We start from the raw sequence: 12,302 nt of genomic DNA on the forward strand, positions 1-12,302 counted from the left end.
ATGGGCTTCTTGTTGTTTTGTATTCCACAGGTTCCAGGCGTCTGCCGGTGTTGGCAGAAGGCAGATCGCCATTGCGCCCGACTCTAGCGCGGGCCATGGGGTTTGAACAGTGGCTGTCGGGACGTCGGTGCCAGGTAACAATTGTCACGATAGGCGTGGTGAATGGGTCATCAGGGTTGCGCTGAATGCTCCGGCCCAGACGCCCCGGCCGCTTTGCGACTGTTACGTCTCGCCGATTGACAAGCATTGGCTTTTGCTAGAAGGTGGGCGCACCCAAATCAAACGGGCGTATGAATCGATCGTTTGCCACGTGCGAAGGATCCAACATAACGCCCCGGCTATCGCGTCGGCGGGTGTGCCGCAAGCTTTGGGACTAACCTCGGCACTGCCGAACGGTCCCGATACACGGTGTCCGACGTGTGATTTCAAGCTTCCCTAGCGTGGAGATCAGTTGATGATTTACCAAGGTAAAGCCATCACGGTTAAGGCTCTTGAGAGCGGCATCGTCGAACTGAATTTCGACCTCAAGGGCGAGTCCGTCAACAAGTTCAACCGACTCACCCTGAATGAACTGCGTCAAGCAGTCGATACCATCAAGGCCGATGCGTCCGTCAAGGGCGTGATCGTGACCAGCGGCAAGGGCGTGTTCATCGTCGGCGCCGACATCACCGAGTTCGTCGACAACTTCAAGCTGCCTGACGAAGAGCTGCTGGCCGGCAACCTCGAAGCCAACAAGATCTTCAGCGACTTCGAAGACCTGAACGTTCCGACCGTAGCCGCGATCAACGGCATCGCCCTGGGCGGCGGTCTGGAAATGTGCCTGGCTGCCGACTTCCGTGTCATGAGCGCCACCGCCAAGGTCGGCCTGCCGGAAGTGAAGCTGGGCATCTACCCGGGCTTCGGCGGCACCGTTCGCCTGCCGCGCATCATCGGTTGCGACAACGCCGTCGAGTGGATCGCCTCGGGCAAGGAAAACCGTGCTGAAGACGCGCTGAAAGTCGGCGCCGTCGACGCCGTTGTGGCTCCGGAGCAGCTGCAAGCCGCCGCCCTGGACCTGGTCAAGCGCGCCATCGCTGGCGAGCTGGACCACAAGGCCCGCCGTCAGCCGAAGCTGGAAAAGCTCAAGCTGAACGCCATCGAGCAGATGATGGCCTTCGAAACCGCCAAGGGCTTCGTCGCAGGCCAGGCCGGCCCGAACTACCCGGCTCCGGTCGAAGCGATCAAGTCGATCCAGAAAGCCGCCAACTTCGGTCGTGACAAGGCGCTGGAAATCGAAGCCCAGGGCTTCGTGAAGCTGGCCAAGACCTCGGTTGCGCAGAGCCTGATCGGCCTGTTCCTCAACGACCAGGACCTGAAGAAGAAGGCCAAGCAGTACGACGAGATCGCCAAAGACGTGAAACTGGCCGCCGTACTGGGCGCCGGCATCATGGGTGGCGGCATCGCCTACCAGTCCGCTTCCAAGGGCACTCCGATCCTGATGAAGGATATCCGCGAAGAGGGTATCCAGATGGGTCTGAACGAGGCCTCGAAGCTGCTGGGCAAGCGCGTCGAAAAAGGCCGCATGACCCCGGCCAAGATGGCCGAGGCCCTGAACGCCATTCGCCCGACCATGTCCTACGGCGACTTCGGCAACGTCGACATCGTCGTCGAAGCCGTGGTCGAGAATCCGAAGGTCAAGCAGATCGTTCTGGCCGAAGTTGAAGGCGTAGTGAAGGAAGATGCGGTTCTCGCGTCGAACACCTCCACCATCTCCATCAACCTGCTGGCCAAGGCGCTCAAGCGTCCGGAAAACTTCGTCGGCATGCACTTCTTCAACCCGGTGCACATGATGCCCCTGGTCGAAGTCATCCGCGGCGAGAAGTCCAGCGACGTCGCCGTGGCCACCACCGTGGCCTACGCCAAGAAGATGGGCAAGAACCCCATCGTGGTGAATGACTGCCCCGGCTTCCTGGTCAACCGCGTGCTGTTCCCGTACTTCGGCGGCTTCTCCAAGCTGCTGGGCTTCGGCGTGGACTTCGTGCGCATCGACAAGATCATGGAGAAGTTCGGCTGGCCCATGGGCCCGGCCTACCTGTCCGACGTGGTCGGCATCGACACCGGCCACCACGGCCGTGACGTGATGGCTGAAGGCTTCCCGGACCGCATGGCCGTGGAAGGCAAGACTGCCGTTGACGTGATGTATGACGCCAACCGCCTGGGCCAGAAGAACGGCAAGGGCTTCTACGCCTATGAGACCGACAAGCGCGGCAAGCCGAAGAAAGTCACCGATCCGCAGGCTTATGAGCTGCTGAAGTCCATCGTCACCGAGCAGCGCGAGCTGACCGACGAGGACATCATCAACTTCATGATGATCCCGCTGTGCCTGGAAACCGTGCGTTGCCTGGAAGACGGCATCGTCGAAACCGCTGCCGAGGCCGACATGGGCCTGATCTATGGCATCGGCTTCCCTCCCTTCCGTGGCGGTGCCCTGCGTTACATCGACTCCATCGGTGTGGCCGAATTCGTCGCACTGGCCGACAAGTACGCCGACCTGGGTGCGCTGTACCACCCGACCGCGAAGCTGCGTGAAATGGCCAAGAACGGCCAGAAGTTCTTCGGTTGAGTGCGCAACGAATAGAGCGAGAGTGAATTTATGAGCCTGAATCCGAGAGACGCCGTCATTGTCGACTTCGGCCGCACCCCGATGGGCCGTTCGAAGGGTGGCATGCACCGCAACACCCGCGCGGAGAACATGTCCGCGCACCTGATCAGCAAGCTCCTGGAGCGCAACCCGAAGATCGACCCGGCGGAAGTCGAGGACGTGATCTGGGGTTGCGTGAACCAGACCCTGGAGCAGGGCTGGAACATCGCACGCATGGCGTCGCTGATGACCCAGATCCCGCACACCAGCGCCGGCCAGACCGTCAGCCGCCTGTGCGGCTCGTCCATGAGCGCCCTGCACACTGCCGTGCAGGCGATCCAGACCGGCAACGGTGACGTCTTCGTCATCGGCGGCGTGGAGCACATGGGCCACGTCGGCATGATGCACGGTGTCGACCCGAACCCGCACATGTCCCTGTACGCCGCCAAGGCGTCGGGCATGATGGGCCTGACCGCCGAAATGCTGGGCAAGATGCACGGCATCACCCGCGAGGCGCAGGACAAGTTCGGCGTGCGTTCGCACCAGCTGGCCTGGAAAGCGACTCAGGAAGGCAAGTTCAAAGACGAAATCATCCCGATGGAAGGTTACGACGAGAACGGCTTCCTGAAGGTCTTTGACTTCGACGAAACCATCCGTCCGGAAACCACCCTGGAAAGCCTGGCGGCCCTGAAGCCGGCCTTCAACCCGAAGGGCGGCACCGTGACGGCGGGTACTTCCTCGCAGATCACTGACGGCGCTTCCTGCATGATCGTCATGAGCGCCCAGCGCGCCCAGGACCTCGGCGTGCAGCCGATGGCCGTGGTTCGCGCCATGGCTGTGGCGGGCGTTGATCCGGCGATCATGGGCTACGGCCCGGTTCCGTCGACCAACAAGGCGCTCAAGCGCGCCGGCCTGACCATCAACGACATCGACTTCTTCGAGCTCAACGAAGCCTTCGCCGCACAGGCCCTGCCGGTGCTGAAGGACCTCAAGATCCTCGACAAGATGGAAGAGAAGGTCAACCTGCACGGCGGCGCCATCGCCCTGGGTCACCCGTTCGGCTGCTCCGGTGCGCGTATCTCCGGCACCCTGCTGAACGTGATGAAGCAGAACAGTGGCACCTTGGGCGTGTCCACCATGTGCGTGGGCCTCGGTCAGGGCATCACCACCGTCTTCGAACGCGTCTAAGCTTTCGTCGATGGGAGAGCCGGGGCCTTGTGCCCCGGCTTTCGTTTTTGTCGGGCGGGGATTGCCCGACGGCCGCGCAATGAGCACAATCGCCGCCTTTTGGCCGGCCGAGGGAGAACCGACATGCACTTGCAGCCCGGACTGTATCGACATTACAAGGGACAGCAGTACCGCGTTCTCGGCGTCGCCAGGCACTCGGAGACCGAGGAAGAGCTGGTGATCTACCAGGCGCTGTACGGCGAATTCGGCCTCTGGGTACGCCCGCTGAGCATGTTCACCGAGGCGGTGGAAGTGAATGGCGAGAACGTTCCGCGCTTCGCTCTGGTGAGCGCCGAAAACGATCCGCTGGGTCTTCAGACCGGCCCGTCCGGCGAAACCCAAGCTTGACCTTGGCGCGACCGCCACTATATATAGCGGTGCCGCTCCTAGCTCCTCCCTCCTTATAAATTCATCTTTTCGACGCAGGAATATTCCGATCCATGGGTAAATCGCTGGTCATCGTGGAATCACCGGCCAAGGCCAAGACCATCAACAAGTACCTGGGCAACCAGTACGTGGTGAAGTCGAGCATCGGCCACATCCGCGACCTGCCCACCAGCGGCTCGTCCGCGTCGAAGGAGCCTGCGGCAAAAACGCGCAAGACCGCTGCCGAGGCGCCGGCCCTGTCGCCGAAGGAGAAGGCCAAGCGCCAGCTCGTCACCCGCATGGGCGTCGATCCGGAGCACGGCTGGAAGGCCAAGTACGAGATCCTGCCCGGCAAGGAAAAGGTGATCGAGGAGCTGCGCCGCCTGGCCAAGGATGCCGACACCATCTATCTCGCAACCGACTTGGACCGCGAAGGGGAGGCCATTGCCTGGCACCTGCGCGAGGCCATCGGCGGCGACGACTCGCGCTACAAGCGCGTGGTCTTCAACGAAATCACCAAGAAGGCCATCCAGGAGGCCTTCTCCCAGCCCGGCGAGCTGGATATCAATCGCGTGAATGCCCAGCAGGCACGCCGCTTCCTCGATCGCGTGGTGGGCTACATGGTCTCGCCGCTGCTGTGGGCCAAGATCGCCCGTGGCCTGTCCGCCGGCCGCGTGCAGTCGGTGGCGGTGAAGCTGGTGGTCGAGCGTGAGCGCGAGATCCGCGCCTTCGTTCCGGAAGAGTACTGGGAAGTGCATGCCGACCTCGGCACGCCGAAGAACGACAAGGTCCGCTTCGAAGTCGTGCGCGAGAAGGGCGAAGCCTTCAAGCCGCTGAACGAAGCCCAGGCCACCGCTGCCCTGGAGAAGCTCAAGGCCTCCAGCTACAGCATCGCCAAGCGCGAAGACAAGCCGACATCCAGCAAGCCCTCGGCGCCGTTCATCACCTCCACCCTGCAGCAGGCCGCGAGCAACCGCCTGGGCTTCGGGGTGAAGAAGACCATGATGATGGCCCAGCGTCTCTACGAAGCCGGCTACATCACCTATATGCGTACCGACTCGACCAACTTGTCGGCCGACGCCATCGACATGGTGCGCGGCTTCATCGACAGCGAGTTCGGCAAGAAATACCTGCCGGCCAAGCCGAACTTCTACTCCAGCAAGGAAGGCGCCCAGGAAGCTCACGAAGCGATTCGTCCTTCCGACGTCAACCTGCGTCCGACCCAGCTGTCGGGCATGGAGCGCGATGCCGAGCGCCTGTACGACCTGATCTGGCGCCAGTTCGTGGCCTGCCAGATGCCGCCGGCCGAGTACCTGTCCACCACCGTCAGCGCGGCTGCCGGTGACTTCGAGCTGCGCGCCAAGGGTCGCATTCTCAAGTTCGACGGCTACACCAAGGTGCTGCCGCAGCAGAGCAAGCCGGGCGAGGATGACGTCCTGCCGGAAATGAACCAGGGCGACGCGATGAAGCTGCTCAAGCTCGATCCGAGCCAGCACTTCACCAAGCCGCCAGCGCGCTTCTCCGAAGCCAGCCTGGTCAAGGAGCTGGAAAAGCGCGGCATCGGCCGCCCGTCCACCTACGCGGCGATCATCTCCACCATCCAGGAGCGCGGCTACGTCACCACCCACAACCGCCGCTTCTACGCGGAGAAGATGGGCGACATCGTCACCGACCGCCTCAACGAGAGCTTCTCCAACCTGATGGACTACGGCTTCACCGCCGGCATGGAAGAGAACCTCGATGACGTGGCCCAGGGCGAGCGCGACTGGAAAAACGTGCTGGACGAGTTCTACGGCGACTTCCGCAAGAAGCTCGATCTGGCCGAAGCCTCCAACGACGGCATGCGCGCCAACCAGCCGACCCTGACCGACATCCCCTGCCGCGAGTGCGGCCGGCCGATGATGATCCGTACCGCCTCCACCGGCGTGTTCCTCGGCTGCTCGGGCTACAGCCTGCCGCCGAAAGAGCGCTGCAAGGCGACGGTCAACCTGATTCCGGGCGACGAAATCGCCGCGGATGACGAGGGCGAATCCGAGTCCCGCGTACTGCGCGGCAAGCACCGCTGCCCGATCTGCAGCACCGCGATGGACGCCTACCTGGTCGACGAGAAACGCAAGCTGCACATCTGCGGCAACAACCCGGATTGCGCCGGCTACGAGATCGAGGAAGGCCAGTACCGCATCAAGGGCTACGAAGGCCCGAGCCTGGAATGCGACAAGTGCGGCAGCGAGATGCAACTCAAGACCGGCCGCTTCGGCAAGTTCTTCGGCTGCACCAATCCGACCTGCAAGAACACCCGCAAGTTGCTGAAAAGCGGCGAGCCCGCGCCGCCGAAGATGGATGCCATCCGCATGCCGGAACTCAAGTGCGAGAAGGTGGACGACATCTACGTACTGCGTGACGGCGCTTCCGGCCTGTTCCTGGCCGCCAGCCAGTTCCCGAAGAACCGCGAGACCCGTGCTCCGCTGGTTGCCGAGCTGGTGCCGCACAAGGAAGAGCTGGATCCGAAGTACCACTTCCTGCTCGCAGCTCCCGCGAAAGACCCGGATGGCCGCCCGGCGGTAATCCGTTTCAGCCGCAAGACCAAGGAGCAGTACGTACAGTCCGAGGTTGATGGCAAGCCCACCGGCTGGCGCGCGTTCTTCGACGGTGGCAAGTGGAAGGTCGAAGACAAGCGCTGATGGAAGGCGCGCCCCGCTGAGGCGGGGCGTGCTTATACTGCCGAAGTCGACTGCAGAGGGCCCGGTCATGGCGAACGAACTCTATACCCGTACCAACCAGAAGCTGTTCTTCGCCGGCCTTGCCCTGGAAGCCTGGCGCAGCGCCGAAGCGGCGCGTGCGATGAATGCCCAGGCGCGCATCCAGGCTGAACGCGAAGCGGCGCTGTTCCATCTCTACGGAGCGGTGCTGGGCGTAGCCCATGAGATCGCTGGCTACTACCGCCTGCCCCAGGCCGGCGCGCCGCGCGTCGATATGCTGCTGAATGCCGAGGTACTGGCTGCCGCGCCAAGCCCGGAGCTGGCGGAGATGGTCGAGCTGGCGCAATCGCCGGAAGCCTGGCTGGGTCGCCTGCTGGCCGCCTATGCCGCGTTGTTCCAGCCGCCGAGCGAGCCGAGGAAAGCCAAGGTTGATCCGACCCAGCCTCTGATCCAGGCGGTGAATGTCGACGACGAGGCGCCAGCCGAGTTGGGCAATGACGAGCTGGAAACCTGGCGCAAATCCCTGAAGGACCTGGTGCTGCGCTTCCGCGCATCGCTTACCGAGCTCTGATCCCTGCATCACAACCCGCCGGCCTTCCGGTCGGTCCGCGCAAGCTTTGGCTAGGGTGTGGCGGGTGTGGCTGTTACACTACGCGTTCTGCTGTGGAGAACGTCGCTATGCCAACCTCATTTCTGGAAATTGTCGAGCTGCCTGACGGGCGTATCGTGCTGCGTCGTGCGGACGAGGAGGAGGCGCTGGTGACCCTGGAGTTCTCCGCCGATGCCAAGGGCTTCCTGCAGGGCCAGCACATCGAGATCGCCAAGGCGATGTTCAATGTGGGTGTACAGATGGCCGGCCGTCTCGCCGAAGGCGGTGACATGAGCATGGACGACGAAGGTCCGCGCGTCCTGCATTGAGTTCTTCCGCTTCGCCGCGTTCGCGGCGAAGCTTCCCGATCAGATCAACCCAGACGAATATTCAGGCTCTGCGCCTGGCCGGCAACGGCGGCGCGGGACAGTTGCGCGCGCGCTTTCGCGCTGAGATTGAGCCAGCTCACCACGGTGTGGCTGTTGCCCAGGCGCAGCGCTTCGCAGGCCAGGGCCTGGGCGGCGGCCTGATCGCGGGCCGGAAGCAGCAGGATGCCCTGGCGGTTCAGGCCGGCCTTGCGCAGCCAGTCCGGAGTCAGGCTGGACGGCGGAGCGATCAGGGTCAGCCAGCGCGAATCACTTTCCTCGCTCAGCTCGCGGAGCATCGGCGCCAGCAACATCAGGCACTGGCCGGGGAGGCCGCGCAGGGCGATCTCGCTGAAGGCGCTTTCATCGGCGACGGGCTCTTCTTCCATCAGCTCCGGAAGCAGGGGAGCAGTACCGCTTGCCCAGAGTGCTTCCTGGAACAGCGGGAGTTGCGGCAGGTTCTGCGGCTGCGGGTACTGCATGGGTGTCTCCTGTTCAGCGACGGATCACGCCGACGCTCAAGCCTTCGATGACCAGTTCCTGTTCCTTGAGATCGACCTCGATGGGGGCGAACTCCGGGTTCTCGGCGAGCAGCCAGACCTTGCTGCCTTCGCGCTTGAATCGCTTCACCGTGACCTCTTCACCCAGGCGGGCGACGACGATCTGGCCGTTGCGCGCCTCGCGGGTGACATGCACGGCGAGCAGGTCGCCATCCATGATGCCAACGTCCTTCATGCTCTGGCCGCGCACGCGCAGCAGGTAGTCGGCCGGCGGGTTGAAGAAGGTGGGGTTGATCCGGCAGGTGTCATCGACATTCTGCTCGGCGAGGATCGGTGCGCCGGCGGCGACGCGGCCGATGATCGGCAATTCGTCGTCATTGGCGGCGGCCTTGGGTTCGAAGCCGGGGATGCGGATGCCACGGGAGGCGCCCGGGGTCATCTCGATGGCGCCTTTGCGGGCGAGGGCCTTCAGGTGCTCCTCGGCGGCGTTGGGCGACTTGAAGCCGAGCTCCTGGGCGATTTCCGCGCGGGTGGGCGGGTAGCCGTTGGCTTCCAGGCAGCGTTTGATGAAGGCGAGGATCTCGGCTTGGCGCGGCGTGAGCTTCAGCATGTCCATACTCTGGCTTTTTATACAGTGCCTGGAATTATATACAGTGATGGCGGGCTGGCAATGCTTTTATTGGGTGCGGCTGTCGGTGGAACGTTCGTGCATGTAACCTTTGGGCGTTGGCAGGCGTCTTGCTGTAGATCCTCATCGATTCAGGCGTCTCGTCGCATTGCCATGATATTGGTAACAATCCATCGCACTTTGCTTGACAATACAAGACGCTGAAACGTATGTTTCAAACAAGTGTTTGTCAGGCGGAGTAGCCATGGCCCAGTCGGAAACCGTCGAACGCATCCTGGATGCTGCGGAACAGCTGTTCGCGGAGAAAGGCTTCGCCGAAACCTCCCTGCGTCTGATCACCAGCAAGGCGGGGGTGAATCTCGCGGCGGTGAACTATCACTTCGGCTCGAAGAAGGCGCTGATCCAGGCGGTCTTCTCGCGCTTCCTCGGCCCGTTCTGCGCCAGCCTCGAGAAGGAGCTGGATCGCCGTCAGGCCAAGCCCGATGCGCCGCGCGCCACCCTGGAGGAGCTGCTCGAACTGCTCGTGGTCCAGGCCATGGCGGTGAAGCCGCGTAGCGGCAACGACCTGTCGATCTTCATGCGCCTGCTGGGCCTGGCGTTCAGCCAGAGCCAGGGCCACCTGCGCAAGTACCTCGAAGAGGTCTACGGCAAGGTATTCCGCCGCTACATGCTGCTGGTGCATGAGTCCGCGCCGCGCCTGCCGCCGCTGGAACTATTCTGGCGCGTGCACTTCATGCTGGGTACCGCGGTGTTCAGCATGTCCGGCATCAAGGCGCTGCGCGCCATGGCCGAGAACGATTTCGGCGTGAACACTTCCATCGAGCAGGTGATGCGCCTGATGGTGCCGTTCCTTGCTGCCGGCATGCGTGCCGACAGCGGCGTCAGTGATCCCTCGCTGGCGGGTGCGCAGCTCAAGCCGCGCACCAAGTCGAGTGCCGCCCAGGCGCCCGCCAAGGTCTGATCCGGGCCCGGCTTCACGCTGGGCTGCGTCGGTCCGATCGGCTACAGTAGCCGGCCATGGCTGATCTCGATCTTCTCCATATCTCCCTTGCTGACCAGATGCTCTACGGCTTCGCCGCAGGGCGTCTTGTCGTGCGCGTTCCGGTATCCAGCGCTGCCAACGGCGCGGGGGAGCGCAACGGCTCCGGCTGCACGCCACGCGGCTTGCACCAGGTCCGTGCACGCATCGGCGATGGCTTGCCCAAAGGCGCGGTACTGAAGGGCCGACGCTGGACTGGCGAGACCTGGACGGCCGTGCTTCACGAGGCGTTTCCCGGCCGCGACTGGATCCTCTCGCGCATCCTCTGGCTCAGCGGCTGCGAGCCGGGGCGCAATCGGATGGGCGAGGTCGATACCTTCCGCCGCTACATCTATCTGCACGGCACGCCGGACTGCGAGCCCATGGGCACGCCGCTGTCCCACGGCTGTATCCGCCTGCGCAATGATGACCTGCTGGAACTCTTCCCGCAGGTGCCGCTCCATTGCCGGGTCCGAATCGAAGAACCCGCCTGTCCCGAGTGGCAGGTGGCGCAACTGAATTGAAAGGAATGCACATGCAAGGCTCCCTGATGCTCGACATCGGCGGCACCTGGCTTACCGCCGAGGACCGCCAGATCCTGCGCCACCCGGAAGTCGGTGGCCTGATCATCTTTGCCCGCAATATCGAATCGCCGCGCCAGGTGCGTGAGCTGATGGCCGCCATCCGCGCAGTACGCCCCGACCTGCTGCTGGCAGTGGACCAGGAGGGCGGTCGCGTGCAGCGCCTGCGCCAGGGTTTCCTGCGCCTGCCGGCGATGCGCGCCATCGCCGACAACGCCAATGCCGAGCGACTGGCCGAGCAGTGCGGCTGGCTGATGGCGACCGAAGTGCTGGCGGTAGGGCTGGACCTGAGCTTCGCCCCGGTGCTGGACCTGGATCATCAGCGCAGCGCCGTGGTCGGCAGCCGGGCCTTCGAAGGCAATCCGGAGCGCGCCGTTGCGCTGGCCGGCGCCTTTATCCGTGGCATGCGCGCCGCGGGCATGGCGTCCACCGGCAAGCACTTCCCTGGCCACGGCTGGGCGGAAGTGGATTCCCATGTGGGCATCCCTGAGGACGAGCGCACCTTGGAGCAGATTCGCGCCGTGGACCTGGTGCCGTTCCAGCGCCTCTCCGGCGAGCTGGATGCGTTGATGCCGGCCCACGTGATCTATCCGCAGGTCGACCCGAACCCTGCCGGCTTCTCCCGCCGCTGGCTGCAGGACATCCTGCGCGGCGAGCTGGGCTTCGACGGGATGATCTTCAGTGACGACCTGTCCATGGCCGGCGCCCATGTGGTCGGCGATGCTGCCAATCGCATCGAGGCTGCGCTGAGCGCTGGCTGCGACATGGGTCTGGTGTGCAATGATCGCGCCTCCGCCGAACTGGCCCTGAGCGCCCTGCAGCGTCTCAAGGTCACCGCGCCGCAACGTCTGCAACGCATGCGCGCCAAGGCCTGGCCGGGCATTGAATACAAGCAGCTGCCGCGCTGGCAACAAGCCGTCGGCGATCTGCGCGCCGCACAACTGATCGATTAAGGATTTGCCATGACTGTCTACGCCATCATCGGCGGCACCGGCCTGACCCAGCTGGAAGGGTTGACCCTGAAGGACGCCATCGAGCTGGATACGCCCTACGGCACGCCTTCGGCGGCCATCCAGCGCGGCGAGTTCGCCGGTCGCGAGGTGCTCTTCCTCGCCCGCCATGGCCACCCGCATCGCTTCCCGCCGCACCAGGTGAACTACCGCGCCAACCTCTGGGCGCTGAAGCAGGCCGGCGCCGAAGCCATCCTTGCGGTGAACGCCGTGGGTGGCATCCACGCCGCCATGGGCAGCGGCCATCTCTGCGTGCCGCATCAGATCGTCGACTACACTTGGGGGCGCGAACACACCTATTTTGCCGGTGATATCGAGCACGTTACCCATATCGACTTCAGCCATCCCTATGACGAGCCGCTGCGGCTCAAGCTGATCGCCGCCCTGCAGGTGCTGGGCTATGCGTACAGCAGCCATGGCGTATATGCCGCGACCCAGGGGCCGCGCCTGGAAACCGTGGCAGAAGTCGCCAAGCTGGAGCGTGACGGTTGCGACATCATCGGCATGACCGGCATGCCCGAGGCTGCGCTGGCACGCGAGTTGGACCTGCCCTACGCCTGCCTGTCGCTGGTGGTGAACCCGGCGGCCGGCAAGTCCAGCGGCATCATCACCATGGCTGAGATCGAGCAGGCGCTGCACGAAGGCATTGGCAAGGTGCGTGAGGTGCTGGGGCGTGTGCTGGTGAACTGACGCACCCTG

General features: G+C 63.9%; 12 protein-coding genes. 10 read left to right on the forward strand and 2 right to left on the reverse strand.

Annotated features, from left to right (window positions below; all coding sequences use genetic code 11):
* Positions 1 to 454: 454 nt before the first annotated feature.
* The 6 genes from fadB (at position 455) to IB256_RS05610 (ending at position 7,830) form a co-directional block, all read left to right on the forward strand.
* A complete protein-coding gene (gene fadB, locus IB256_RS05585; protein ID WP_151187748.1) occupies positions 455 to 2,602 on the forward strand; it encodes a fatty acid oxidation complex subunit alpha FadB in 2,148 nt (715 codons plus the stop codon).
* A gap of 30 nt (positions 2,603 to 2,632) precedes the next feature.
* Complete coding sequence (fadA, locus tag IB256_RS05590) at positions 2,633 to 3,808, forward strand: acetyl-CoA C-acyltransferase FadA (protein ID WP_081519444.1); 1,176 nt, start codon at positions 2,633 to 2,635, stop codon at positions 3,806 to 3,808.
* A gap of 123 nt (positions 3,809 to 3,931) precedes the next feature.
* A complete protein-coding gene (locus tag IB256_RS05595) occupies positions 3,932 to 4,195 on the forward strand; it encodes a DUF1653 domain-containing protein (RefSeq protein WP_045211689.1) in 264 nt (87 codons plus the stop codon).
* A gap of 92 nt (positions 4,196 to 4,287) precedes the next feature.
* Positions 4,288 to 6,894, forward strand: coding sequence for a type I DNA topoisomerase (gene topA, locus IB256_RS05600; protein ID WP_081519445.1), 2,607 nt, complete (start codon positions 4,288 to 4,290; stop codon positions 6,892 to 6,894).
* Positions 6,895 to 6,961: 67 nt separating this feature from the next.
* Entirely contained in the window at positions 6,962 to 7,483 is a 522-nt protein-coding gene (locus IB256_RS05605; protein WP_151187746.1) for a DUF6586 family protein, read from the forward strand.
* A gap of 107 nt (positions 7,484 to 7,590) precedes the next feature.
* Positions 7,591 to 7,830 carry a hypothetical protein gene (locus tag IB256_RS05610; protein ID WP_045211682.1) on the forward strand — a complete coding sequence of 80 codons (240 nt, stop codon included), beginning with the start codon at positions 7,591 to 7,593 and terminating at the stop codon, positions 7,828 to 7,830.
* 44 nt (positions 7,831 to 7,874) lie between these two features.
* Here IB256_RS05610 and sulA read toward each other — a convergent pair whose 3' ends face one another.
* Together sulA and lexA are read right to left on the reverse strand one after the other, a co-directional pair.
* Positions 7,875 to 8,348: an SOS-induced cell division inhibitor SulA gene (sulA, locus tag IB256_RS05615; protein WP_081519447.1), complete on the reverse strand. Its 474-nt coding sequence runs from the start codon at positions 8,346 to 8,348 to the stop codon at positions 7,875 to 7,877.
* Positions 8,349 to 8,361: 13 nt separating this feature from the next.
* On the reverse strand, positions 8,362 to 8,976 hold the full coding sequence (gene lexA / locus IB256_RS05620) for a transcriptional repressor LexA (protein ID WP_026079098.1): 615 nt from the start codon (positions 8,974 to 8,976) through the stop codon (positions 8,362 to 8,364).
* Positions 8,977 to 9,238: 262 nt separating this feature from the next.
* On the opposite strand from lexA, the gene IB256_RS05625 reads away from it, so the two are divergent.
* Genes IB256_RS05625 through IB256_RS05640 form a run of 4 tightly spaced genes read left to right on the forward strand, consistent with a single transcriptional unit; the run spans position 9,239 to position 12,293 of the window.
* Positions 9,239 to 9,955 carry a TetR/AcrR family transcriptional regulator gene (locus IB256_RS05625; protein ID WP_017519280.1) on the forward strand — a complete coding sequence of 239 codons (717 nt, stop codon included), beginning with the start codon at positions 9,239 to 9,241 and terminating at the stop codon, positions 9,953 to 9,955.
* A gap of 56 nt (positions 9,956 to 10,011) precedes the next feature.
* Complete coding sequence (locus tag IB256_RS05630) at positions 10,012 to 10,536, forward strand: L,D-transpeptidase (RefSeq protein ID WP_081519448.1); 525 nt, start codon at positions 10,012 to 10,014, stop codon at positions 10,534 to 10,536.
* Between the two features lie 11 nt (positions 10,537 to 10,547).
* The gene (gene nagZ / locus IB256_RS05635; protein ID WP_192401585.1) at positions 10,548 to 11,546 is read left to right on the forward strand and encodes a beta-N-acetylhexosaminidase; all 999 of its coding nucleotides are present in this window, start codon (positions 10,548 to 10,550) and stop codon (positions 11,544 to 11,546) included.
* A gap of 9 nt (positions 11,547 to 11,555) precedes the next feature.
* Positions 11,556 to 12,293 carry an S-methyl-5'-thioinosine phosphorylase gene (locus tag IB256_RS05640; RefSeq protein ID WP_192401587.1) on the forward strand — a complete coding sequence of 246 codons (738 nt, stop codon included), beginning with the start codon at positions 11,556 to 11,558 and terminating at the stop codon, positions 12,291 to 12,293.
* Positions 12,294 to 12,302 lie beyond the last annotated feature (9 nt).

This window comes from Pseudomonas sp. PDM17 (genome assembly GCF_014851985.1).
Classification (GTDB): Bacteria; Pseudomonadota; Gammaproteobacteria; order Pseudomonadales; family Pseudomonadaceae; genus Pseudomonas.

Coding starts and splice junctions, on each gene's coding strand:
- fadB (WP_151187748.1), top strand. CDS start 455: ATGATTTACCAAGGTAAAGCCATCACGGTTAAGGCTCTTGAGAGCGGC.
- fadA (WP_081519444.1), top strand. CDS start 2,633: ATGAGCCTGAATCCGAGAGACGCCGTCATTGTCGACTTCGGCCGCACC.
- IB256_RS05595 (WP_045211689.1), top strand. CDS start 3,932: ATGCACTTGCAGCCCGGACTGTATCGACATTACAAGGGACAGCAGTAC.
- topA (WP_081519445.1), top strand. CDS start 4,288: ATGGGTAAATCGCTGGTCATCGTGGAATCACCGGCCAAGGCCAAGACC.
- IB256_RS05605 (WP_151187746.1), top strand. CDS start 6,962: ATGGCGAACGAACTCTATACCCGTACCAACCAGAAGCTGTTCTTCGCC.
- IB256_RS05610 (WP_045211682.1), top strand. CDS start 7,591: ATGCCAACCTCATTTCTGGAAATTGTCGAGCTGCCTGACGGGCGTATC.
- sulA (WP_081519447.1), bottom strand. CDS start 8,348: ATGCAGTACCCGCAGCCGCAGAACCTGCCGCAACTCCCGCTGTTCCAG.
- lexA (WP_026079098.1), bottom strand. CDS start 8,976: ATGCTGAAGCTCACGCCGCGCCAAGCCGAGATCCTCGCCTTCATCAAA.
- IB256_RS05625 (WP_017519280.1), top strand. CDS start 9,239: ATGGCCCAGTCGGAAACCGTCGAACGCATCCTGGATGCTGCGGAACAG.
- IB256_RS05630 (WP_081519448.1), top strand. CDS start 10,012: ATGGCTGATCTCGATCTTCTCCATATCTCCCTTGCTGACCAGATGCTC.
- nagZ (WP_192401585.1), top strand. CDS start 10,548: ATGCAAGGCTCCCTGATGCTCGACATCGGCGGCACCTGGCTTACCGCC.
- IB256_RS05640 (WP_192401587.1), top strand. CDS start 11,556: ATGACTGTCTACGCCATCATCGGCGGCACCGGCCTGACCCAGCTGGAA.